This is a genomic window from Sphingobacterium sp. HSC-15S19 (genome assembly GCF_050433745.1).
In the GTDB taxonomy this organism is placed as follows: Bacteria; Bacteroidota; Bacteroidia; order Sphingobacteriales; family Sphingobacteriaceae; genus Sphingobacterium; species Sphingobacterium siyangense.
The window spans coordinates 71,839-96,418 of the sequence record NZ_JBNPWQ010000027.1 but is presented as its reverse complement, the minus strand read 5'-3'; the positions used below and the strand labels follow the sequence as shown (position 1 = coordinate 96,418).

Sequence of the window (24,580 nt, the reverse complement as noted above, 5' to 3'; positions counted from 1 at the left end):
CCTTCCAACTCTTTGGAACGGCTTGGAATTATCCACTTTAGTCTTTTTTGTCATATACTTTACAATTTAGTGTAAAGCTATATCAGGACAAGACAAACGCCCAATATTGATTAAACTTATGAATATTTCCGTTCCTAACAATCTCAAATTTGCGTTCATTCCAAATCTGATCATCATAGCCTACAACTTGCCTTCCCAACTCTTTGACCTCACCCGGTTTAATACAGTTGATGATTTTCTCAAAATTCTTCTTATCATCAAAAAGCAATGCTTTTTGGGCCATCATCCAATGTTCCGCAGTCCTATAGGTAATATTATCTACTGTAAACGGACTCTCATACCATTGACTGAAAACAAATTTTCCAACTTCCTGATTATGCTTAGCTGTATGTCCCCAAAAGAAAAGAAATTTGAAGCTATCTCCATTTTCAAATCTATCGGTTAGCCACTTGATAGTATATTTTACCATATGCTCAATTCAAAATTGATCGCCTATTATCCATCGACATACAATGATACGCAAAAAATTGAAGCCACATCTCTCGAAGTTGCTTCACAACTTATCTATTTGTTAGGGCTGGCTCTTATTTATACGAATCGATTGATTTGGAAGATTTTATAGCATACTTTGGAATGAACTGTGTATTTATTAGCACCAAAATAGCTACAATCTAAGTTAACAATTATGCTACATATTTATTTGCCATCTAAAGCCTTATACTTCACGAAATTCTACAGATTGAATATTAATGAAATCAATAGAAATTTTAGTTTCTATTAGCTTTTTATGACCTTTTGAATCCTCTACATATAAATCTAGAAAAATACAGCCACTTTTATATCCGTGTTCGAGATATGGCTTATATTGAAAACTGTCTTTTCTTCCTTTAAATTTATAATCATATCTTAGTAAGGTATAATCATTATCCCAAAGATAAATTTCGATATCTGTTCTAAGAGCTCTTTTAACAGCAATATAACGATGTAACAAAAGTAAACTAATGCCCAATGTTGCTACAGCTAGATAAAATGTTAATTCATTTAAACTCATTTTTATTTTCTCTAATAATAGTATCTACAATTCAAGTAATAGCATAGTGTTCCATAAAGCATTCATAACTTGGGTATTCATTACCCAAACGCTCGCATTTTTGTTAATTTTGATAAACTCCTATGTTGCCATTTGTCATTGCAGTTGCCTGTAAAATACATAAGAAGTCTTTAATGGGGAGTTTTTCTTGTACCATTGAAGGGGGCATGTAGTAAATCGTTTTCTGTGCCAATTAGCGTATAAATGCCGTCCTTCCGTTCGATCCCAACCAAAATATCTGCTCCTAGATTATTTAAGTACTGAATTATTTCACTATGCTCATCTCTATAGTTTTCTGCCGATAACGTATCCAACATATTCCGTTTTATTCTCGCTTTTAGATTGATACGTTTCATTTTATTCTCTCATTGAACTCAGCTAAAAGTATTAAAAAAATACGCTATTAAAACTATTTGTAAACGACTATTGTTCTTACAATACAAAAGGGCTACAAAATTCCTTTCGAAGGAAAGTTTAAATATAAAAATTGGCGTCGTACAGTGAAAATCCAATAGTCTTTAAAAACATTGGATGACGAAACAAAAAAGAGGAAACGATAGGAAACATAAAAATTACTGTACAAATAAACGCTAAGAGAAAGGGTCTGATGAGAATCAGGCCCTTTTGACGTAAAAAAGCCAGATTTCACGACCTGGCTTCTAAACTAAACTTAAATAGATGATTCACTAGTGGTATGTCTTTTATTATTTGTAAACCACTAGTTATTGGCTCTTATTTATACGAATTGATTGATTTGGATACTTTCCAGTCATTACCCACACGCTCCAAAGTGACAAGATCAGTCTTGGTGAAATCCTCAAATTTCAAAGTCACTTTAGCAATCATATAATCTGCGGATTCTTCTAAAATATCTGTGCTTACGGTACAGTTCAGCTTTTCGCCTTTTTGTTTTTTGAAGGATTTAACCACTTCGCTACGGCTGTTAGACAACGCATTGGTAGTTTGGATCTTTTGATTAAAATCAGCTGCAAATAACTGCTCTACTCCTGCTGATTCGCCCGCAGTCGTTACTGCAACATAGTGCTCTAAAGCGAAATCAGCGGTGGAAAGGTTAACGTTTGCTTTTGTTACTTTTGCTCCAGGTCCTTCAGCTGCCATAGCGAAAGTAGATACTGCGATTAAAGCTGCTGCTGCGAATGTTTTTACTAGCGTTTTTTATCGAAATTATTTGTTTTTTATTTGATGATAAAGCTATCATGAGTGTCCTTTGAATACACTCATGATGGTTCATAATGTCTTTATTTTATAGTGTTAGTTTTTCATCTAAATAATTTGTTCTTCAATTGTGATGAAGCTATTATGAGCATTTCCATCGATGCTCATGATGGTTTTTGTTCTTATTTGTTGACTCAAAACTACGACACAATAGGCCCCTAGCCTATCGGCTTTAGACTAACGATTAGGAAAACTCGGTGAATAGCGGAAATGGGAAGGCGAATTTTAATTATGTGATGTAGGTCACGTTAAATTACGATATGAAATCGAGAGATTTGTTCCAACAAAAAGAAAATCTCAACGATATGAAAGCAAAACAACTCTTTATACAAATAGGACTATTTTTGGCTTTATTCACCCTAATAGTACCCCATTGCTATGCAACAAATCGAAAACCGAAAATTCTATTTGTAGTAACTAGTCACGATACAAAAGGTAATACAGGCGAGAAAACAGGTTATTATCTCGGGGAAGTCTCACATCCCTGGGAGGTTTTAACAGCGGCTGGATATGAGATTGATTTCCTTAGTCCACAGGGAGGGAATCCACCTGTGGATGGATTTGACCTGACTGATCCTGTTAACAAAAAATTCTGGGAGGATAAATACTACCACAATAAAATCACCCATTCCCTTAAACCTTCTCAGGTAAAACCGGAAGATTATAAAGCCATTTTCTATGCCGGAGGACATGGTGCGATGTGGGATCTGCCTTTCGATTCGACAATCGCAAAGATTGCAAGCAAGATATACGAAGCAAACGGCGTTGTCGCAGCTGTGTGTCATGGTCCTGCTGGCTTGATCAATATCAAACTGAAATCCGGTGAATATTTGATAAAAGGGAAAAAAGTCAATGGCTTTAGCAATGAAGAAGAAGAGCTTGTAAAGCTCAGCAATGTTGTTCCCTTTCTACTAGAAGATAAACTAAAAGCTATAGGTGGGATTTATGAAAAATCAGAGCCTTGGCAGTCGCATGTCACCATTGACGGCAGATTGATCACTGGCCAAAATCCTCAATCAGCCAAGGCCATAGGCATGGCCATCGTCAAGGCATTAAGTAAGTAGTAAGGTATACTTCTCAAGATAACAACATTGGCCTTTGAAAAACCATAGGGTCTTTCAATATTATTGCGGAGAATCAACTCAAGAATATTATGATACGTAATATAATTAAACCAACAACAACTAAACAGATCATAAGTGGAGCAATGATGCTTCTCTTCTTATATTTTATTCCTTTCAAATATTGATCCCAAAACCCAAACTGCAATATGGCGGCACCTATTCCATACAACAAAATACCAGTGAATCTACTCTGATCAAAATAATCTTTAAATTCATTGTATACTAAAATTAACGCTAGGGTATAACCAAATCCAAATAGGAGTGTTGCCCATGCTTCTTTTTTCTTGGATAATGTGAATAAGTTAATCGCTAACAATATAGCGCCTGTAAATAATCCGAATAGTATACTAAAATACCATATTGCTTTTTGAGAATAGAAACTGACGGAAGCTTTTTCAGCATCTTCATCAATATCCCATGTGTTAAGGGATTTGTAATCAGGTTCCTCTTTTTTCCTTGATGCTATAAGTTGATTTATCTTAACAATTTCTGTTTCGGAAAAAAAATAGCCCCTTTTTTTGAGAATGTCGAAAGCCATTTCTATAGCTTCAGGGACTGATCGGGTATCTTCTGAAGTATACCGCAACAGGTCCTTATTGGATAGTTTTTCTAAGACTGATCTTTTTACCATAAACCTAATATAACCAAACTACCAATTACAATTATCACACTTTTAAAATAAGGGTACTAAAATATTATTATCTGAAAACAAATGTTTCTTAATCATCTCGCAGTTTAGATCTAATATTCCATTGTAGCAGTAATTTCATCAAAGAAGTAAAATAACTGACAGGTGTATTAAGTTAATTTCATATAACATTGCAATAGCGATACAAAAATTAAGATATTACTGGCAATAAAACAATATACTATCCACTTAATTTTAAAGCCATAATAGAATAATCCCAATATCCATGGATTCCCAAAAAGATATATTCTAAAAATTTGAAAGCCATCAAATTTTTGCCCTAAATGAAAAAAATCAGCCAATAACTGACTAAAACATCCTTTAATTGCCTGGTGCTCTATCGCAATAAAATTCATCACGATCAAACAAACATAGGTCAGAATATAAATAGTTGGAACAACTTTTTTATTAATTTTCACTTCTTAAACATTTATTGATTTGTACGTTGTATAACTTGAAAACAGGTCCATCGACCACCTCACTGGAAGATAGAAATTAGCTAAATTATCAAAGGTCATTTGAGAGCCTTAAGTTAACAAATTCTTTGGGAGTTAAACACTAGATTTTAAATCGCATTGCAATCAGAAACTGTCTTGGCCTGAGTTCGAAATAACTCTGTATAAGCTCATAATCTGAGGAAAATTGCTGCAGATAGTTTTTATTATCCAAGATATTGGTTGCTGTCAGCTCTAAATCGGTACGCCAATGGCTTAGCCTGAACCGATAAGTTGCGTCCATAAAATACTGACTTTTTTGTGCCTTGACATTATTTGCATATAATGAATTGGACAAGGTGATCAAATGTCGATCATGGGGCGAAATTACCAGATTAAAAAAATGATTGTTATATAACAGCTCATTGCGCTGCCCAGCAGCCAATCTATTGTGGGTCCGCCCCATGGCAACCCGGTAATCTCCAGAAATTAACGCTGAAGACGAATTGATCAGCTCAAGTGTGAACGACTGACTGTTTACATGTTGCTTCACCAACTGCTCATTCAGCAAATAATCTGAATTACTCCAACTGAAATTATCGTTTAACTTTGCTACAGTTTTGATACGGACAAATAGTTTGGAAAGTCCACCACTGATCCCATGCGATAAACTCTGTGCATTTTGATTAATAATACTGGTCGAGCTACGTCCCATACTGTCCAATACTGTACTGAACATATAGTCACGCCAACTTTTTCTAAAATTATAACTCAGATTGGCAAAGCTTGCCTTCAAGGTGTTTTTATACGCATAATGTATTCCTGTACGCAGCTCTTCATTCTTGAGTAAGCGTGCATCATACTTTTGGATACTGCGATACTGACTAATGATGTAACCATTGTAGAAATTGTCGAGTCCACCAAAATTTCGACCTACACTCAGATTTGTACTGATCGTATTTTTCCCGTTAAACAGATAGCTCATCGAAGCAGAGGGATTCCAACTGCTCCGCAATTCATTTTTCAGACGCTGTATGCCTTGCTGTTTGACATTATAGTAATATTGACTGAACGGTAGATTGAAACTGTATTTAAACTTGCGCACTTCTTTCCCAATTTGGAGCGCCATCCGCAGCTGCATCTGCGCGCTATTCATAGCATTGAAATAACCAGTATCCAGGACGCGAATATCATGCTGATCATGCAGCTCGATATAGCTGTTTAACGTACTGTTGTTGTAATTCAGATTGATGCTAGGTGAAAAAGTCCATGTTTTGATCTTGCGCGATAAACTCAGGCCATTTTCAAAATTAAAGCTCTTAAAACGAACGATCTGTCCCATCTGATCATAGGGCATCCCGCCGTTGAGCAACGATTCAAACTGACCGGGATTGACCGTAAGACGTTGAGGTGTACTGTGCCACTCTAAAGTAGACGTGATATTGACCAACTGCTTGCCTATAAAACGGCCGAGTGAAAAGGAATTGAGAAAGGCTTCGTCTGAGAACTTTTTGTCCTGCTGTATAGGGATGTCTTCATTAAAAAGAATATTACCGGCACTGTTGTTCCAATGTTTACGATAATTGGTACTGTTACTAAAAAAAACGTTTGACTCGTTCTTTTCGACCAGCATCCCAATATTCAACTCATCGATACCATAGCGATTGTCCACCACCTCCTGGTTGTGGATCACTTCGTTGTTTGTAAAATATTGTGTCGACGTTGTTCCTTGCAATTTTCGATTATCGTGGAAATAAGAAAAATTACCTTTGACTTCCAAACCGTTCTTTAACTTTTGAATCATATTGCTACTCATTAAAAAGATCTGGTTGTTCAACCATTTTTTCTGATCGAAACCCGGAGTGGCTACCTCCCGAATGGAGAGATAGGACGATCCATCTGAAAAGCGAGATCGCGCTGTAAAATAACCAGTACCTGAATAGAATGGTTTTAACTGCTGTGACACATCATCACCAACATTGTTCGTCTGAAATGAATTGAGCATTTGAAAGGTCTTGGCAAATGTCATTGGCGTAATATTAGCATCCCAAAGCGCAGGAGCTGCTCCAAGACCTAGTTTACCGGTACCTGTTGTGGTAAATTTCTTAAGCTGTAAATTAAGGGTGGCGCGGTTGGAAAAGACCAACTTATCCAACATTTTGATGGGTTGATGATTTTCAAGGATCTGGACTTTCATAACCGCATCTGCTGGAAGATTTTGATTGATAAGCCCGTAACGTCCGCCCATCATGTCCAATCCATTGACCCGATACTGTTGAATAGGTTCGCCTTGGTAAAAGATCTGACCGTTACGCATCTCTACGCCCGGAAGCTTTTTGATGATATCACCTATTACACGATCTTGCGTTCCTGTAAAAGAAGCTACATTATAATTGATCGTATCTTTTTTTTTGTACACTGGCACATCCGACACCTTTACCTCTTGTATTTTCCGCACCTCACTTTTTAAAATATAAGCATAGTTTGCAGTCGCATTGGCAACATGTACGCTACGTTTGGCATAACTGAGATGATTAAAATCCAACTGTAGTGAATCTACATCGCTAACTTTAACAGTAAGTTTGAAGGCTCCACTAGCGTCACTTTTTGAAAAGTTCAACAAGGCTGCAGAACCGATTTTTTTATAAGACACAGTGACATTGGCGATCGGTTTTTGATTTTCGTCGAGTAATTTGCCTGTAATAATGGTTTGCGCAAAGGAATGGCCACCTATCCAGATAAATATGATGGTGAAAAAAAGTTTAGCTAGCATAGCGTCTGTTTGCACATCTCATTATTGCCGCTCGATAGGGTTATTATCTGTTTTCATTTCTGCACGGATATTTATTTTACTTTCGTCAGATAATATAGCTCCGGTCAACAGCGCATATTCAATCATATTATCCCTTAATTTTTGCCTTTCCTTATAAAAATTAGCTTTTGTTGTCTTTTGGATAATAAGGTCTGGGCGTAATTGATCGAAAGTGGCCGATACACTGTTTACTTTGCTTATGGAGACCATATCGAATGTGAAATATTTATCCTGATCTGATATGGATAACACTAAACCGGGTAGTCCACAAAACTTATACGGACCATCTGAAATCGGTATATCCACGGTGAACCACGCGATCCATTTTCGCCCGCCCCAGTCCGTCGTCGCTTTTTGACAAACAAAATGGTGAATATGAGCAGTGTCCGGGTGTATTTCCCATTGCATATCCGTCTTATTTTCCTCGTAGTAGGACAACTCATTATTTCCACTAAACCCCACCCCGTTTATAGGATCGTAAGTGGAAATGACATCTCCCCGTTTTACAATTAAAAAATTATTGGGTGCTATACGACCATAACTGTAGAAAAGCATATTACTGCCATGTTTGAGTGCCAATGCTGAATCAGCTCTAAATTTTGACAGGGTCTGAAAATGACTTTCTTGCTCACCGATCGTCAATTGTGTAAAAATACTTTTCCGCGAAACACTGGATGTACTATCGTTCTGATAAGTAAACTTATACATGATCTTCATATCGAATGCCACCGGTTTGACCTGAGCATGAACGGTAAATTGAAATAATAAAAAAAACAGTGGGTAAAATAGTATTTTCATAATTAAAACGGATTCACTTGAAGAGGATTATAGCAGTTTTGATAGGCTGTTTTTATTTGGTCCGATGTAGGATTAACATCTATTTTAGTATACGTCACCGTAATAGGATCTAGCAAAAATGCACAAGTATAATTTAGATCACTATTTTTACCTTTAAAAAGAGCAGATTTACCCATAAATTAAGCGTTTCGTTTGGTTAAAAAATTACAAATCATACTAACTAGCGTCACCAGAATGCACATTTACACTTCAAGTTATATATACATTACCGAATATTAAAATATTAAATCAAATCAATCGATTGCGTTATTTTAAACGGAAAATAATTTACGAAAACCCCACATTCCTAGCGAGCTATTTTAGTGATCTTCTTTCTTTTCGATGTTGCAATAGTCTCCATATCTTGTACGATGCATCGTTTCGATATGGCAAAAGAAAAAAAGCCACATTTCCCAAAGTGGCACACGAGTATGTTAGCAGCGGCTGCATACACTTGCTTATAATTAAATTTTTGATTATTTTTAATTATAAAACTTTTAAAAATGAAATTTTCTTTGATATTAATAGCTTTATTTTGGCTTATTAGTTATATAGTAGTGGTCGTTCAAATAGCTAAATCAAAAGGGAGAATACCTTTTTTGAGTATTATACTAATGTTTTTATTTCCTTTTTTATGGGTGTTTTTTGCACAACAACTGTCTCGTGTCGAAGAAGTATCTAAGACTAAGAAAAAGAAATATATCTAATCGTTATAACTTCTACAACCTAATAGAACATTAGGTTGTAGAAGTTTTTTAGTTCCCTCTAATTTCCCATATGTCCAATTGCCATAAAACGAGTTCTTCTGTGAAGAACTACTTGATGGATCGCTTACTTTAGCATCGGTGGCATTGTATAGTAATAATCTTTTTTATAACGATCTACATTCACTGATGCGAAACCCACGCTATATTCAAATAATGTGAAATCAAAACGAAAAGGAATAGATTCTTCAAAAAAAACTTTAAAATCTTCATATAACGGTTGCTCTATGAAATACGATTTTGGGAGGTAAAAGCCAAACAAGAGTAATTTTACGATTATTGCTATTGCTAAAATGGCATTGTTACCACTCGTGCATTATATTGACCTTTTTTAATCTCAAATAAAACTGCATACCCACCAGCCCCATCGCCGTTAACAGTATTGATGTATAAAATATCATTTGAGTCATCATAGTAGCATGTTGCAAACTCGTTGTTTACATTAAATAGGTTCTCAATTTCCTTTGCCGGGATCTGAATAAATCTTCCCTTTATAGTAGCTTGAATAGAGGTGTAATGGCTTGTAGGGATTTCGCCATCTGTTCCCCAGATCTGCTGCCCTCTAAATTTGTCTACAACGGTATAGCCATCATATTGAGTCGATGAAAAATCACCTTTATTTTTTTCATAATCGAAACGATCTGAATTTATTTGCACGGTTATATCTTTTGCCATAAATTTTGCGATGCCTTCATCAAAAAATACAGTAGGGATCTGCTTATAAGATTCGATATATTTAATTCTTGAATGGTGTACATACCCAGTAATGCTCTTATTTCTTTTGTCTGTATAATCAACAATTACCCAATCGCCAAACTTTTCATCAGGAAATGCATAAACAATTTCATCAGCAGCAATTTTTGAAACAACCACGCTATTCACTGTAGCTTGTTGCCTCACATTTACATAGCCGTCTTTGTCAATGATTTTTGCAAATTGGGCCGAGGCCAATTGGCATACTGTGAGAAAAAGTAGTACTAAAAGATATCTGTGATTCATTTGTCTAAAGTTATTACTGATAATATTTTGCCCCCGACTAATAAGATCTTGGACCATACGATCTTTCTTACGATGACTCATAATTACGAATTTAATTGAAAGATAACAATCTCGCTACCTTTATATCATTTGTTGATTAAAAATATTTTAAAATATATGCTCGAACTAGCTATTTACGAATTTATATAATGAAGATCCTTTTACCCGTTTTCTGCTGAAAACTCGCTAGGATTAATGAATTTTTGTAGATAAATTTCATCACTAAACAATTCTAAATGTTCTTGCAGCAATCTTTATGTCGCTAGAAGTGGAAGCCGTTTTAATAACAGAACAGTATAACTTACTAATAAACGCTATTTTTTGATTTTTCGAACATACGCTTAACAAGACAAAAGCTATCATCGTAAATCTAAACATAATTAGTATTTTCATGAAGAGAATTTAAACATTAAACTACTGGAATATTCATTTCGTGGCCAGCTGTTTAAAACAGTAGTTATCACTTGATCTTTAGTAATAATAGCGTGTTCCGGCTTTGAAATCCTGGATGTACGCAGAATCTCAAAACCTTAATTAGAAGTTTGTAAGAACCAAAGGAAACCAAATTAGTTAAAAAAATGAAATTTTTGATTAGAGTAATTTTATTGACGATAATTGATTTTGTAATTATTTGGATATGGGTTAGACAGGTGAACCCTGATCCAAGCATTTCTATTGGAATTTTAATACTTATTCCGCTTGTAGTCATCTTGAATTTGATTATAGCGTTGATTTTATACTTCACGAAAAAGGAATTTGTTGCCCTTTTCATAGTTAATTCAATTATTTCTGGAATATTAATGTCATACTTATTTGGGAAAGGAATTGATAGATACCAAAATAATAGGCTTGAAAGCTGGACCTTTAAATTGAAAAATGAGACCTACACGATTACACATTGGAAGCTCGAAAACACTTTTAGTATCAGTGAAAGTAGCAGACCTGGTTCATCAAGTGAATTTTTATCGGGGAAATTCATTAAAAAAGGAGATAAATACTATCTGTCAACAGACACAACTGAGTTCATCATCAAAAAAGGATATCTGTATAAATTTAGAGATGATAGCGACAGTATAAAGTTGACTAAAATTGAAAGATAGTTACTTAAATAATAGTTATAACTATATTATCAATTTCTGTTATCTTTATAAAAACATGATGATATGGTCGACCTAGAACGCAGAAAGATGCTTGCATATCACCTAAGACATTTAGTCATCGGGCGTATTAGCAATGATGAGTTTGAAGAGGAAATGCAAGACAATGTATCTTTTGGTTATCTTCCTGAACAATATTATTCCTCAAAACAAGCGAAACTTGATGACCCTATTATAAGGCCAATGCTCGAATTAAGCTGGTGCTTATATAGCGACTTAGGAAATCATAAACTTACAGATAAACACCAACTCGCTGATGAAGAACTAAAAAACATTGCTCGGATTATTTTATTCTTAAATTCAAATTTAGAGTACGAATGGCCTTACTTTGATCGTATAAATCCACTAATACGGTTTTCATTTAAAGACTTGTTATTTACTATCCTAAGCTTGGGGCAACATTATAACGTGAAATTAAATGAATGGAAAGTACAGTTTGAAAAATTTAAGAATACAGGAGATCACGATCTATGGCCCTTCATCAGCAAAGAACAATATGAACAGCAATTGAAAAAACAACCATTTTTATGGGGGCGTAAACCTGACTGAATTTAGCAAATCATTCTTCCCTTTTGATCGTAAAAAAATCGGTGTACAGTCTTTGAAAAATGAGAATAATAAGCTTTGCAAAAATTCACTACACTTCTTAATAAAAATCACTTCGAACACTTGTAAGAATAACCAATAAATATTTCATATTTTAATCTCTTTATTTTTAATAATATGATCAAACTAAAAAGACTTTTCTTGAATATCTAATTTGGTTTTCCTTATTCAGAAAACCCTTATTCTTCTGATACAGTTCCTCATCTATAAAATAACTGACATCTTCAAATAAGAAGGTTTCAGTTGTCACCTGATCCTGAAAAAGCTCATAAAATTTTTCATAAGGAATATGAGAAACATTCATGAAGCCAAAAACGTAATCCGCTCCTCTTAAAACAATTTCTAAATAAAGTTGGTAATAATACTTTTCTGCCATAATCAATTGATCCTATTCCATTCAAACATAGCACGCTAAAGCGAAACCTGCATTAAAAAGGTTAAAATTCCTCAAAAGAAATCGTTTCTATTTGATTCTTATCCGCACGATTCATATCAACCCTTGTAGCCATAAAACAAAATCCGTCCGATATTCCCATACCAACTTGATTTTTAAGATTACGAATATATTGAGTGTTCCAGTTCTTTACCTTTTCAACAATATGAGAGGATATCTCCACATTAGCCTTTTCCAGATCAGTGTTACTAAGCAACAATTTAACAATGTGAAGTTTTTTACTACCAGCCTGCCGATGATAACTATAGGCTGCTCGATCATTCCAGATTAACCCAACATAATCTCCCCAAGCAAGATTAAATCCCTCTAAAATCGTAAAACGATCTGATGAAATCACATCGAAAGCCTCTTTTGCCAATATATTTCGACCTTGCTTTCCAAAATAGATAATACTTGCATAATCGTCCTTTTTATCCATATTATTGAAATAGATTAATTGATCCATATGAACTTTTTCCAGCACCCCGATAGCCTTTTTCGTTATAACCATATTTCCTGAGCAGGCTGTAAATAAAAAACAAATTAAACCAATTTTCAAATAATGTATCATAAGCTAAATTTTATGTTATATGCAATTCAGCGCCTAATAAGAAGATCCTTTACCATAGAAGAAGATATCTCAATCCCTACTCTTGAATAGTGATCATCCGACTACTATAATGCTTTTGACCTAAAGCTTGAAGAGGATAAAAATCTTTTAATGATACATTGTTATAAAACCTATTGCTCTCAATTTTAAAAATAGAATCTTTTACAGACATTAACATGGAAGTAGTGTCAATACAGATAGCACATTGCTGTATCTCCTGTTTAAAAAAAATAATTTGCCATTTTTTACAGAAATTGAATTCTTTTATATAAGGATTTTTTCTTGCATAATACGTTATTTTTAGATGGTCTAGATCGTGAAGAATATCCGCTACCCGGCTCGCTTTCATTGTTTTTGCACGACCAATTGAAAAATTCGAACTATCCTGGTAGAAACCGCTTAACAAATCATCCATCTGCCATGAAATATCGTTTACATAGGACGTATCCGAAGAGAAAATCATCACCTTGTCATATTGGCTATTTTCTTTACTACTGTTTCCGCAGCCCAACAATACGGGAAACAATACATATATAAGTCGTTTCATATTTTAGGTTTTTGAGACATCACAGACGGTTACCTCTTCCTTACTTAACCAGCGAAATGTAGCAGGTTCATCCGAAAGCACCTCAATTGCATTTTCTAAATTATAAATAACGAAATGTTCAATATTTTTTCTTTCTAAAATATCATAGCTGCCCTCAATAACTGAATCCAAATAAGCCGAGCATGTAGATCTTGCAAATCCCCGAAAATCGTCGTTCTCGTTAACCATCTTCATTAGCGCCAAGTCGATCGTAACTTTATACGAAACAAAATACTCAAATTTTATTTCGAGAATTTGAGTGTGATCAACTAAGTTTTTTAAAAGAATAACTATTTCACTGTATTCCACATACATTTTATAAAAAAATAAATCTTGAGGAAGGGATAAATCAATAGCCCATTTTTCATATTTATCTTTCATCGTGTAGTATCTAAATTTTGTTTCTATTACTTTTTCGTCCAAATTCAATATGGGGCCGCTGATGTTAGTCCTACAGGGCCAACCTGACTACCTATCCAAATTTTCAATTTCATTTTTGAAATTAGCTAATAGAGAATAAAATCGAGTTTTCAATAGCTCACTTTTTCTTTTATTATCTATAACAATTTCATTAAAATAGATCGCATCAACCCAAATATTTAAATTATTAATATTCGTTTCGAGCATGAAATCATAGGCCTTTTCGATATCTGATAATTCGAAACTTGAATATATATCCTCAGATTTGGATAATTGCATAGCTCTCAATAATAGCTGACTTGACCTTGAATCCATTTTATAGCAATTATTCAATTGATCAAAATTTTCCAAAAACGACAGGTCATTACCAACTTCACGCTGAAGTTGATTTAATGCTTGGGCTAAAGAATCTTCAAAACTTTTTAACGCCAGTAGGTGCTTTTTAATATCCATTACTTATTCTTTTTTACCCCCAATAATCTAGGTAACTGATCGCTCTATTTTTTCACAATATGATCAGCCATAGTTACGAATCTTGAGGTTCTAATCCTATTTTATTTCCTGTTCATAGAAGGCTTGTCACTGAAGATTTAGAGGACAATACCAGTACCATTATCAGTTCTTATCATAAGCCCAGTCCGATTAAAGGTTAATCCAGGAAACTTCAGGATCTTGAAGAGTAATTACATCAATTATATTATCACTAGTACATACCATATAATGATACTTCAGTAAGTCATCAAAGATTCCATAACTCTCCTCATCAAACCATTCAAGAAATTTTGAAGCATCTGTTTTACAAAATGTATATATTGAGGGATTATCCAAAGTTTTCATTCGTCCTGATTCAATCACTATTCTATAGGCTAATGGATTGTTAAATTCTATTTTTAAACACCTATCAACGAGATCAGATTGTTTTAATAAGACAACCTGTTTCCCTTTTTTAAAATACATTTCATAAAAAAACGGATTATTTGGTAGATCCATTATCGGATCCCATCGCGTATACTTTTCTGTCATAATTACTATAATCTAGCAACCACACGCTATTTGCACGAAATCTCAGCATGAATGGTGAATACCTAAAGTTAATTTAAAAGTTCCATAATTGATATATCAAAAAAGCCACATCTCTCGACGCGGCTTTTAAACTAAACTTAAATAGATGATTTCAGTAGTGGCCTGTCCTCCACTCGATCTGGCAGATTACTAGCTATTAGATTTTATTTATACGAATTGATTGATTTCGAAACTTTCCAGCTGTTACCCTCGCGCTCCAAAGTAACCAGATCAGTCTTGGTAAAATTCTCAAATTTCAAAGTCACTTTAGCCACCATATAGTCTGCAGATTCCTCGATGATAGCTGTGCTTACTGTACAGTTTAGCTTTTCGCCTTTTTGTTTTTTCAAGGATTTAACCACTTCGCTACGGCTGTTAGACTGCGCACTGGTAGCTTGGATCTTTTGGTTGAAATCTTCTGCGAATAACTGCTCTACTCCTGCTGATTCTCCTTCCGTAGTTACCGCAACATAGTGCTCTAAAGCGAAATCTGCTGTGGAAAGGTTAACGTTTGTTTTTGTTGCTGTTGTTCTAGGTCCATCAGCTGCCATAGCACATGTTGATAATGCGATTAGGGCTGCTGCTGCGAATGTTTTTACTAAAGTTTTTTATCGAAATTATTTGTTTTTTATTTGATGATAAAGCTATCATGAGTGTCCTTTCAATACACTCATGATGGTTCATAATGTCTTTTTTTATTGTGTTAGTTCTGTTGTTCTTATTTGTTGACTCAAAACTACGACACAATACGCCCCTGGACTACGGTCTTTAGATCAACGTTCGGGAAAACTCGGTGAATGGCAGGAATGGGGAGGTGAAAATTTGTACGGATATTCAGTCTAATTTTTGAGCGGCTTTCAGTTTACTGGGCAAACTAAATATCAACTAAGTAAGAGCGAATATGAGATCAACTCTCACGAATACGAATCGCTCAGCCTAGTCCAATTTCTTGTGATTACTTTTATTCTCAGATAATTAAAACATGCCCAAAAGGCATACATTATTTAACAAATAAAACTTAAAAACAATGAAAAAGTTATTGATGAGTTTGGTAGCCCTAGCTGCGCTATCGACAGCGGCTTTTGCAGGCACGGACACAAAAGCACCCAAAGAAAATGCAGAAGTAAAAACAAGTACTTCGACAGCATCCGAAACCACAAACAAAGTTGAAGTTACCGAGTCAACAAAAGAAAGCAATGCAAAATTTCTAAAAAAGTGTGTTTACACGCTAACGGTCTACAATACTAGTGGCCAAGTGATTGACACCTTTACTTCGCAAACCTATGTTGAAAATTCCTGTTCAGGATTCTTCGACAACTGCAGAACGATTTACAGACATATGCTTGCCCATGGTGAATTAGGAATATAGTCTGCAACTTATATTTCATTCGAATTATAAGTACTGAAAAATAAGCGGGGCCAAGGCCCCGCTTTGCATTGATTTAAAAGGCTAGGTCAGAAATAAAACATATTTAACTTTTGTCTGAAAAAAGAATACTTTTAAACGTATTGAAAAAAACTTCGTAAGCCTGGCAATCGGGCATTTAGGTATGTTTATATAACACTTCCCAATGAGGCTGAAACTCCAAACTATTGAAGTCGAAAGTATGCAAACTTTCTTCCTTGTATAAAACCATATAGGTATCCTGAATCCAGTTTAGGAATTTCCAGTCGCCAAACTTTTCGGGCTTTCCCCATCTTCGAGTCTTGAAAATGGTAGCTTTTGAGTCTATTTTTTCAGAAAGTTCTTTAAGTATTGATTTTGAATCAATATTTAAGTTTTTCGCAACTGCAATCACCATAAAATAGCCAAACTCAATTTTATATCCATTTTGAAAACTACGTTGATTAGTTATTGTTATATAAATTTCTGGAGGCACATCTCTTCTTTCACATATTGTCCAAATTGGCGACCAAAGTTCAAACCGTTGAAAGTAATTTTCTGAGTTATCGGAAATAGTCCATTTTTCATGTGATTTTTCATCCCATTTTAGTCGTCCAACTTTAATGGGGGCATGATATATAAACGTCTCATTATTATTTTTAGATATCCTTCTTTCCAAATTGAATTTGTCTACTCTTATCCCCGTTTCATTTGAATTATTCACCTGCTTCAATAGCAAGTCAAAGTAGGGCTGAAAGTCCCGTTTCCAATTGGTCTGTATCCAAGGTGCTTTAAGCTCGTCTGTAGATCCAAAAATAAGATAAAAGTCATAGCGTCTATTTGTCCAGCTCGAATCAGCATCGCTTAAATCGTTGTACAGATTTACAATCTTTTTACCTAACCCCTTTATTAATTTCATTTTTTCTATCCCCTGCGTATTTTCAATTTTTTGTAAAATAATTATTCCTACTCATCAATTCCAGCAGCAGTCAACCCAACAAGACTACCCTCAAAATATTCTAGACATTAAGATCAGGCCTATTTTTATGATGAATTTATCAAAAAACAATCTATTAAACTACTTTAAGTCACCTAAAAACTGGTATTATAAAGTAAGTATCATACTGACTTAGATTACCTTTCTTATTTCTGTCCTCAAAGCTTGTCCCCAGACTCCATCAGACAATATCAAAATCAAAAAACACCTTCTATTGAAAGATTGATGTCGTAATTATTTTTAGACTATAAATCCGAATATAAAATGGTATTATTGGATATACACTAAAATTTAAGCCATATGGGAAGGAGCCTTTCCTTACTATTTTTTGCCAAGATACTGTTGACAATCCATGTCAGTTGTTCGGGTCAGCCGAATCAAAAAGAGACTGCTATTGATTCAATTAGAAATACAGACAAGAATTCTGATAAATTTCAGGTATTCCCTAAAAGAATAACGCTTGGAAGTCCTGTTTCCAAGGAAATAGGATTATTAAAAAAAGTAATTCTTGAGAATAAGAAAGTAAATACGAAGGAAGAATATGAAAACAACTCATTTTCAGGGGTAAGATATTTTTTCGACCCTAAAAACTATACCATTTTAAAGGTCAACACAGATTATCCAGCAATTTTATTCGAAAAATACAATTATAACGCTAACCTTGATTTGACGAAAAACTATCATCAGTTCTATCAGCATCCAATGGTTGGTTTTATGCAAAACCATCAAATTTATGTAGGCGTAAATGCAAATACTGCTTTTGAAAACCCCAGCTTGTTTCCCATCAAATTTAACGGCCATAGTCATAGTCTCGTTGAAAAAATCGATGACAGACAAGTCAATAACTACCAATTATTAGATGAAGTTGCTGTTGATAGCTTGGAATTAAAATACGGTTCCAGTAGAGTTTATTTTAACAACGACTGGAACCTTTTAAAAGAACCCAATCCAAAAAATGAATTTTATGAAAAGGTAGTGCGCTTAAAAAATTCACTTAAAGCTGCTGCTCAAAAAAAGGATATTAATCCCGAAGATATTGATTTATCCATTTCAATGGTAATCGATAAGAATGGAAAAGTTAATCATCTAGAGGCTTATATGGAATATTCAATTCCGGAAAAACAATCTGTTCGAGTAGAAGATTCGGCATTAAAATCCTTTGTAGAAACTTTAAAGATTGATCTTGTCAACAATTATTCATTTTTTATTCCAGCTCTGAACAAAGATAAAAATCCAGTGAGTGCATACTTTTTAACCCGATTAAACATTGGATTACCTTATCGAAATTTTAAATAACGAAACAAAAGAACATAAACCCGAAAAAGTCACATCGCTCGACGTGGCATTAATAGTTCAAAACGGCTACTAGCTACATTTCAAAAAGAAAGAATCAACATAAAAATTGGAATCGTACGGTGAAAATTCAATAGTCTCTAAAAAAGCAACCAGCGCTTAAGCCATGATAGGGAAAACTCGAAAAATAGCGAAAACGAGCGTTAAAAAAAACACAGTACTAAGCAATAAAAATACTATTGCCATTGATTAACTTTAGTGAATATTAACAAATTCAAAAATGAATTACTATTTTACATTATTATTTTTAGTTGCTTTGCAGTACGTTAACGCACAGGAATCCTTTGTCTTTAAATACCTTCCTCAACCACAATTAAAGTACGAGACAACGGGTATATATCAAACCAAAGCAGCAGGCAAATTGGAGGGACTATTCCCCTTTACAATGAATCTGGAAGGAAATAATAAGGTCCAATCGACCACCTCTACAGGCGCAGAAGTCAAGCAGATAATTCCCTATAAGACAGAAATACTTTTTGTAGAGACTAGCATGAAATTTAACGAGCAAATAACTCCATTAAAGGCTCCGCTAAGTGGCTCTACGATATATGGCTATTACGATGAAAATGGCAAAACAAAGATTGATTCAATAGTAAACAACACGCTAGATTCCCTGGAAAAACAACATTTAAAAACCGAAATGGAACAGAATCAGTTTGAAGATAAAACGCCAAATAAACCAATGAAAGTTGGTGATTCAGTTGAAAAAACAGAAACAGTGGCATTTCCAGTCTTAGGAGCAGATCAACAGGAATTTTTGGTAAAAACCAAATACACCCTACAAAAAATTGAAAATGGGACTGGCTATTTAGATGCTACGCAAACATTTCAATTAAAAAGTCCAAATGAGCAGATCGAAGTCCTACCCAACAGCAATGGTTCAGGAAAAGTCGAATTTAATATCAAACACACTTACGTAAGCAAAAAAGTAACAAGCGCTAATCTGTACCTCAAAGTCAAACAGGATGGATATGTCATGTCCTGTATAATTTCGTCAAATAACTCTGATATCACAACCGCCTCTTCACTGATACGATAGGCGGTCTAAATCATATTGCAAACTAGATCAAAGTTTAATCGCTATTGTTTTTTTATCAAATCTATTGAAGGTATAAAAAGAATACATTACGGAAACCATAACTTGTTGCCTCAAAATTCAGTTACATATAGGCCCATAACTCGCGACTTAGCATATAAAAATTGGATAATAAAACTAAAAAAGGGCGCAAAAGGATCATAAAAATTACTGTACAAGTACACGCTAAAATAAAAGGCCTGATCAATATCAGGCCCTTTTGACTAAAAAACTTTCGCTAATTTTGGCTTTTAAAACTTATGCGAATGATCTCACTGTACCTGCACCTCCAATAGTTTTAACCATCCGGAATCAGTTATATCGCCATTTACGGCAAGCCTTATTCCCGGCTGATTTTCATTTGTTGTATCTACAATAGCGACGGCCCAGGTATAGTTTCCAGCAGCTACATCGACATTAGCTTTCAACTCGTATGCGACTGGATTATTCTTAAGCCAGGCGGAAGGTTCTCCTTTATCATCAACAAAAACTTTTTTCACCCTGTTTTCTTCGTCCAGGAGTGCAAAAGCTACTTTATATTTATAATTCCATTGAGGAATATTATTCGGGAAATACCCCCAGCCCATATTCCGCCAGCGGTGGTTAATTGTCGTTTCAGTACCCGAATTGACTTTCTCCGGTAAATAAATACGATCGGGATATAAACGATAGCCACCTTCAGAAATAAAACGCTGGCATAAGGTAAAAGATTTGGTGAACCAGCTTTCAATTTCACCGATACGGAAATCCATCATGTTTACAGCAGCTTCCAAGGAGCTGTCAAATTCGCCCTGCCGAACATCTTCGGGATGGTCTTGCCTGTATTTACCGCTTGGATCAGTCCAGTAACGGTGTGTACCAGTCGTAATCCAACCACCTTCCATAATAATCGGGCGTTTAAAATTCCAGACCTTGGCAAAATTCTTCTCCCAGCTTTGATAATAATCGGTCATTCCAAAGGCATCCTGACGCAGGCTGTACCCTTTATTGATCATCTTATTCAATAGCTTCTCCGAATTAGGATTGGGAGCTCCATTGCCCGCAGGGTCGCCAACTAAGCGGTGATAATTGATCAGCAAGGGCACTTTTGTAAAGTTCTTGGAATACACATCTGAAATCCAATCAACAACTTCTTCTTTGATTACCTCAATATTTTGGCCGGAAGGATTATTAGGATCTTCGTAAATGACGCTATGTCCCTCCCCCCACAAACCGAGTCCATAGGCATCGACAAAGGAGGTTTTATTTAAATCATTAAAATCCTTCGCCAACTCTTCGATCAGCTTGCTATAATATTTCCGAAAAACAGGATCTTGCAGCACGGGTGTTTTTCTATCCGGAAAAGAAGCATTGGCAACATAATACTTGGCGCCTGCATCGAAAACAAACTGCGGCGTATTTGCTCCTTGATCGCGACCGTCGACGACGATACGAAAGGCGATTGGCAATCCTTTATCTTGTGCCCCTTTGATCATTTTATAGATTGCCGTGCTGGGATCCCTCCAGGCATATACGCCATCTACAGGATTAAAAGTTCGCCAGCTGGTACGGATATAACAGGCAGATGCATAGTCAATTGCTTTGACCGTTTTACCTAAGTCAGGTACATAGAATTGGGTGTCCCAATAGGAAGGAGTCCCCGAAGCTGAAGCATACATGACCCAGCCGTTTAAAGGGTTACGAAACATGGAACTGCGGTTGTAGCTGGGTTTCACCAAGGTCCCTGCTATATCTTTTTCGTTATCAGCACTATCTTTCTTGCATGAAACCGCTAGAAAGCAAAGCATGATAGCAAATGCGCTGAGGCAGGCTTTTTTATAGTTTATATTGTTTTTCACTTCCAGAAATGTTAAAGTTAATTTAAATGCTTTGATACAATTGCTTACCGTTTTAGCCCCAGAATTGTCATGTTCCTTAGATCAAAAATCAGCACATTGGTCGTGGCAGGAATGGTAAAATAAGAATTGCGGTTGGCGCCAACGGTACCTCCGCCCAATTCTGCTACTTTTCCTAAAGTAAGCGTCAGGGTCTGAGCCACACCTTCACTCGTAGGCGGAGCACTAAAAGCATAAGCCAGGTTTTTGTTATTACTGTTGTCTCCGGTCACGATAAACTTGGTGGTCCCGACTTTACCCCCGGTATAGACCAAAACCTGCGGATCCGCCAAACTTACCTGACAATCCATTTTTACCGGAGTTCCCCAGCCATTGATACTTCCGTGCATCCACAAATCCGTCACCGTGGTCGTATAAGGCTGGTCCCCTGTCCATGTCACTATTTTAGGAGCAAGTGCTTTCGCTGGAGAATAAATGGTTGCTGTCGCTTTTTGCATATTGACCACAACGCGATACTCGCCCGCAGTTGCTATTTTCCAGGAGAATACGTTTTCTCTCATTTTGATGCCAACGGCATTTCCATCGTTTAGTTCAGCGCTTCCATCGGAGGTAACAACATAATTGGTTTCACCGTTAAATTCGACCGGAATTTCCAGTTCGCCAGGCTGCAAATTCAATACATAAGCATACTGATCCAGATTTTCCAATGTTTTTGGCATCTCCACTTTGCTCCCGCCAACGGCACTTCCGCTCAAGAACACTTTATCGGCATCAAAAACAACCGTCTTGATCGGATTTACTGTAATTCTTACGGTACGTACTTCGGGTGCCTCAAAAGTAGCACCGCCCTCCCATTGTGCAACGACTCTAAACTCCAGCGTAAAGCTCTTATTTGCTGGTATGCCCCACTTTTCATTTGCCCAATTTTGTAATTGTTCGGAAGTAAAGCTTCTGCTCAATACGTTATCGTCTTCATAGTTAAATATGGCTGTACCGGTACCAAAATTGTTCCCCACCACATCTAACATCGTACTGTAGCTGACCAAATGATCATCTGATTGTACCCTAGCGGGCTTCCAGTTAAATGTGACGATATCTTTGGTCAGATTGACCTCGTCCAGCGTAATGTTTTCCGACGAAGGCTGAAGGTCCATCGTTTCATTGACTTTAGGTATATCCTGAATTTCCTGTTTGCAGGATAACTGGCAAAGTACCATGCTTAAGAAAAATAAGGTTTTGTATAAATAATTGATGATTTTCATTGATTTATATTTTTGCTAACGTTTGGATAGAATCATGCGCTTGACTAGCGCAACTGCTTTTTTGTCATCAGATGGGAAAGCTGCCGAAAATACGATTAGGATTCGGACAGCCTCCCATAACCATTAATTATAACCCGGATTCTGTGGGAACGGCGCCCCTGTATTGGCATCCCTGATCACCTGTGGAATAGGCCATAAGATATTGTTGTCCGTAATTTTATCCTTGATCGCATTATTATATTTTTTGACCCGCTCCACCAAAGTATTGGTACGCACCAGGGTAAATCTTCTGCTTTCTTCACCAACTAATTCACGGATACGCTCATCGAGCAGGAAATCCATATTCATCTGAGCGCCGGTAATTTCGGACGCTCCAGCTCTTTTCCGCACTTCATTGACGGCTTGGGCAGCTTTATCCGGCATATTTTGCCCCAAATAGGCTTCAGCAAGCAACAGATAGGTTTCAGCCAAACGGAATTTCATACGATCTTTATAACTACCGGTCAAACTTAAATTTTCAGTACGTCCGTAAAAGAATTTTGTAATCGCTGGAAATAAGCTTTTTGTCGTAAACCAGGTCTGTTCGGTAATATTGGCTTTTTTACCATATAGCGAGGTCTCATTCGCGTTGTTGTAATACCAGTTGCGTTTAATGTTATAACCTGAATTACGGATATCATTTGCTTCGAAAATACCAGCGACATTGCCTGTAGCATTGGTACCTGTGGTGCCTACCCACCACTTCATTGGCACTAATTGTGCAATACCACGGCCGCCCAATGTGTCAGCCAAAACAAATCCTGTAATCGTCGAGTAATTTGGTATCCAAGCCCTACGCGTCCAGTCATCCGAATTGGTACCACCACCGATCGTGTTAAACTGGAACTGCAATACCCAGATACTTTCTTTATTGCCACTTTTTCTATTTTGGTTATTTTCCAGAAATAAATCGCTAAATACATCGCCTGGTTTGCTGCCATTTACGCCATATCTGTTTTTCATAAGGTTATAATACCCACTATTGATGACCGCCAATGCGGCCTTTTCTGCTTCGGCATGATTGCCCTGCAATAGGTAGATTTCGCTCAGCAAATGACTTGCGGCCCATTTGGTCAGCTTTCCTTCTTTTACGTCGTCCGGATTTGTAGGCAGGTTATCCACCGCAAACTTCAGGTCGTCTACCATGTGGCCGATGACTTCGGCCTTTGGTGTACGGGTAAAATTAAGCTGAAAATCATACAGGATAGTTTCTACATAGGGTACATCGCCATAGAGATAAACCAAGGTACGGTAAGCATATGCCCGAAAGAAGCGGGCTTCAGCCTGAAAACGTGCTTTATCTTGGGGCGTATCCCAATTGGTATTTTTTTCGGAATAAACCAGCATCAGGTTTGCCGATGAAATGAGGTTGTAAGCCCAATTCCAGTAAGTACCCACAAACCGTTCTGAGGCAGTAAGTGTAAGGTTTGCAAAAGCCGTCAGTGAGCCATCGCTATTAATGGCATCGGCGATATCTGTAGATACCTGTAAAGCTTCATATGGGCAGGCACCATTATGGATGAAGGCGCCACCTTCGCCATAGGTATTGTATTCTGAACGTGTGAGTGTATACAAACCAGCACTCCCCACCTCGAAACCGTAGGTGCTGGTATAGGTATTGGAGGGGGCCAGTTCGGTTTTTAGCTCTTCTTCCAGAAACTTTTTACAGCCTCCTAAGGTGAACAATACGATAAGCCCTAAACTTGTTGTGATAATATTTTTCATTTTCATGTCCTAA

General features: G+C 36.2%; 25 protein-coding genes. 6 read left to right on the top strand and 19 right to left on the bottom strand.

Features of this window, described 5'->3' with window-relative positions; genetic code table 11:
- Positions 1-82: 82 nt before the first annotated feature.
- From L1283_RS20305 to L1283_RS20290, 4 genes are all read right to left on the bottom strand, one after another.
- A complete protein-coding gene (locus L1283_RS20305; protein WP_429626390.1) occupies positions 83-469 on the bottom strand; it encodes an NADAR family protein in 387 nt (128 codons plus the stop codon).
- 246 nt (positions 470-715) lie between these two features.
- A complete protein-coding gene (locus L1283_RS20300; protein WP_204990801.1) occupies positions 716-1,051 on the bottom strand; it encodes a hypothetical protein in 336 nt (111 codons plus the stop codon).
- A 170-nt stretch (positions 1,052-1,221) separates the two neighbouring features.
- Positions 1,222-1,446, bottom strand: coding sequence for a hypothetical protein (locus L1283_RS20295; protein ID WP_112373537.1), 225 nt, complete (start codon positions 1,444-1,446; stop codon positions 1,222-1,224).
- Between the two features lie 376 nt (positions 1,447-1,822).
- Positions 1,823-2,209: a nuclear transport factor 2 family protein gene (locus L1283_RS20290; RefSeq protein WP_333889264.1), complete on the bottom strand. Its 387-nt coding sequence runs from the start codon at positions 2,207-2,209 to the stop codon at positions 1,823-1,825.
- A 377-nt stretch (positions 2,210-2,586) separates the two neighbouring features.
- Between L1283_RS20290 and L1283_RS20285 the strand changes: the two genes are divergently transcribed.
- Positions 2,587-3,390 carry a type 1 glutamine amidotransferase domain-containing protein gene (locus L1283_RS20285; RefSeq protein ID WP_286849052.1) on the top strand — a complete coding sequence of 268 codons (804 nt, stop codon included), beginning with the start codon at positions 2,587-2,589 and terminating at the stop codon, positions 3,388-3,390.
- 73 nt (positions 3,391-3,463) lie between these two features.
- Here the strand turns inward: L1283_RS20285 and L1283_RS20280 are convergent, their stop codons facing one another.
- The 4 genes from L1283_RS20280 to L1283_RS20265 all read right to left on the bottom strand — a co-directional run bounded on the left by L1283_RS20280 (position 3,464) and on the right by L1283_RS20265 (position 10,065).
- On the bottom strand, positions 3,464-4,081 hold the full coding sequence (locus L1283_RS20280) for a hypothetical protein (RefSeq protein WP_075991448.1): 618 nt from the start codon (positions 4,079-4,081) through the stop codon (positions 3,464-3,466).
- 615 nt (positions 4,082-4,696) lie between these two features.
- Positions 4,697-7,345 (bottom strand): hypothetical protein, encoded by a 2,649-nt coding sequence (locus tag L1283_RS20275; RefSeq protein ID WP_429626389.1) that lies wholly within the window; start codon positions 7,343-7,345, stop codon positions 4,697-4,699.
- A gap of 21 nt (positions 7,346-7,366) precedes the next feature.
- Positions 7,367-8,182, bottom strand: a complete 816-nt coding sequence (locus tag L1283_RS20270) for a GLPGLI family protein (RefSeq protein ID WP_112373541.1) — start codon at positions 8,180-8,182, stop codon at positions 7,367-7,369.
- Between the two features lie 1,091 nt (positions 8,183-9,273).
- Positions 9,274-10,065 carry a hypothetical protein gene (locus tag L1283_RS20265; RefSeq protein ID WP_429626388.1) on the bottom strand — a complete coding sequence of 264 codons (792 nt, stop codon included), beginning with the start codon at positions 10,063-10,065 and terminating at the stop codon, positions 9,274-9,276.
- Positions 10,066-10,601: 536 nt separating this feature from the next.
- On the opposite strand from L1283_RS20265, the gene L1283_RS20260 reads away from it, so the two are divergent.
- The gene (locus L1283_RS20260) at positions 10,602-11,123 is read left to right on the top strand and encodes a hypothetical protein (RefSeq protein ID WP_112373545.1); all 522 of its coding nucleotides are present in this window, start codon (positions 10,602-10,604) and stop codon (positions 11,121-11,123) included.
- A 63-nt stretch (positions 11,124-11,186) separates the two neighbouring features.
- Positions 11,187-11,729 (top strand): hypothetical protein, encoded by a 543-nt coding sequence (locus L1283_RS20255; protein ID WP_112373546.1) that lies wholly within the window; start codon positions 11,187-11,189, stop codon positions 11,727-11,729.
- Between the two features lie 178 nt (positions 11,730-11,907).
- Here L1283_RS20255 and L1283_RS20250 read toward each other — a convergent pair whose 3' ends face one another.
- From L1283_RS20250 to L1283_RS20220, 7 genes are all read right to left on the bottom strand, one after another.
- A complete protein-coding gene (locus L1283_RS20250; protein WP_112373547.1) occupies positions 11,908-12,162 on the bottom strand; it encodes a hypothetical protein in 255 nt (84 codons plus the stop codon).
- 61 nt (positions 12,163-12,223) lie between these two features.
- Positions 12,224-12,778, bottom strand: coding sequence for a hypothetical protein (locus L1283_RS20245; protein ID WP_146752983.1), 555 nt, complete (start codon positions 12,776-12,778; stop codon positions 12,224-12,226).
- An 88-nt stretch (positions 12,779-12,866) separates the two neighbouring features.
- Positions 12,867-13,376 carry a hypothetical protein gene (locus L1283_RS20240; RefSeq protein WP_204990804.1) on the bottom strand — a complete coding sequence of 170 codons (510 nt, stop codon included), beginning with the start codon at positions 13,374-13,376 and terminating at the stop codon, positions 12,867-12,869.
- A gap of 3 nt (positions 13,377-13,379) precedes the next feature.
- Positions 13,380-13,796, bottom strand: a complete 417-nt coding sequence (locus tag L1283_RS20235; RefSeq protein ID WP_204990805.1) for a hypothetical protein — start codon at positions 13,794-13,796, stop codon at positions 13,380-13,382.
- Between the two features lie 87 nt (positions 13,797-13,883).
- The gene (locus tag L1283_RS20230) at positions 13,884-14,288 is read right to left on the bottom strand and encodes a hypothetical protein (RefSeq protein ID WP_145327746.1); all 405 of its coding nucleotides are present in this window, start codon (positions 14,286-14,288) and stop codon (positions 13,884-13,886) included.
- A gap of 189 nt (positions 14,289-14,477) precedes the next feature.
- Entirely contained in the window at positions 14,478-14,858 is a 381-nt protein-coding gene (locus L1283_RS20225) for a hypothetical protein (protein ID WP_112373552.1), read from the bottom strand.
- Between the two features lie 203 nt (positions 14,859-15,061).
- On the bottom strand, positions 15,062-15,448 hold the full coding sequence (locus L1283_RS20220) for a nuclear transport factor 2 family protein (protein ID WP_112373553.1): 387 nt from the start codon (positions 15,446-15,448) through the stop codon (positions 15,062-15,064).
- 476 nt (positions 15,449-15,924) lie between these two features.
- On the opposite strand from L1283_RS20220, the gene L1283_RS20215 reads away from it, so the two are divergent.
- Positions 15,925-16,266 carry a hypothetical protein gene (locus L1283_RS20215; RefSeq protein WP_112373554.1) on the top strand — a complete coding sequence of 114 codons (342 nt, stop codon included), beginning with the start codon at positions 15,925-15,927 and terminating at the stop codon, positions 16,264-16,266.
- 175 nt (positions 16,267-16,441) lie between these two features.
- Here L1283_RS20215 and L1283_RS20210 read toward each other — a convergent pair whose 3' ends face one another.
- Positions 16,442-17,200, bottom strand: a complete 759-nt coding sequence (locus L1283_RS20210; RefSeq protein ID WP_145327743.1) for a hypothetical protein — start codon at positions 17,198-17,200, stop codon at positions 16,442-16,444.
- Positions 17,201-17,578: 378 nt separating this feature from the next.
- Between L1283_RS20210 and L1283_RS20205 the strand changes: the two genes are divergently transcribed.
- Together L1283_RS20205 and L1283_RS20200 are read left to right on the top strand one after the other, a co-directional pair.
- A complete protein-coding gene (locus tag L1283_RS20205) occupies positions 17,579-18,574 on the top strand; it encodes a hypothetical protein (RefSeq protein WP_112373556.1) in 996 nt (331 codons plus the stop codon).
- 277 nt (positions 18,575-18,851) lie between these two features.
- The gene (locus tag L1283_RS20200) at positions 18,852-19,670 is read left to right on the top strand and encodes a hypothetical protein (protein ID WP_112373557.1); all 819 of its coding nucleotides are present in this window, start codon (positions 18,852-18,854) and stop codon (positions 19,668-19,670) included.
- A gap of 308 nt (positions 19,671-19,978) precedes the next feature.
- Here the strand turns inward: L1283_RS20200 and L1283_RS20195 are convergent, their stop codons facing one another.
- The 3 genes from L1283_RS20195 to L1283_RS20185 form a co-directional block, all read right to left on the bottom strand.
- Positions 19,979-21,544 carry a DUF4832 domain-containing protein gene (locus L1283_RS20195; protein WP_239468733.1) on the bottom strand — a complete coding sequence of 522 codons (1,566 nt, stop codon included), beginning with the start codon at positions 21,542-21,544 and terminating at the stop codon, positions 19,979-19,981.
- A gap of 44 nt (positions 21,545-21,588) precedes the next feature.
- A complete protein-coding gene (locus tag L1283_RS20190) occupies positions 21,589-22,803 on the bottom strand; it encodes a SusE domain-containing protein (protein WP_204990806.1) in 1,215 nt (404 codons plus the stop codon).
- A gap of 123 nt (positions 22,804-22,926) precedes the next feature.
- Entirely contained in the window at positions 22,927-24,567 is a 1,641-nt protein-coding gene (locus L1283_RS20185; protein WP_075994669.1) for a RagB/SusD family nutrient uptake outer membrane protein, read from the bottom strand.
- Between the last annotated feature and the right edge of the window lie 13 nt (positions 24,568-24,580).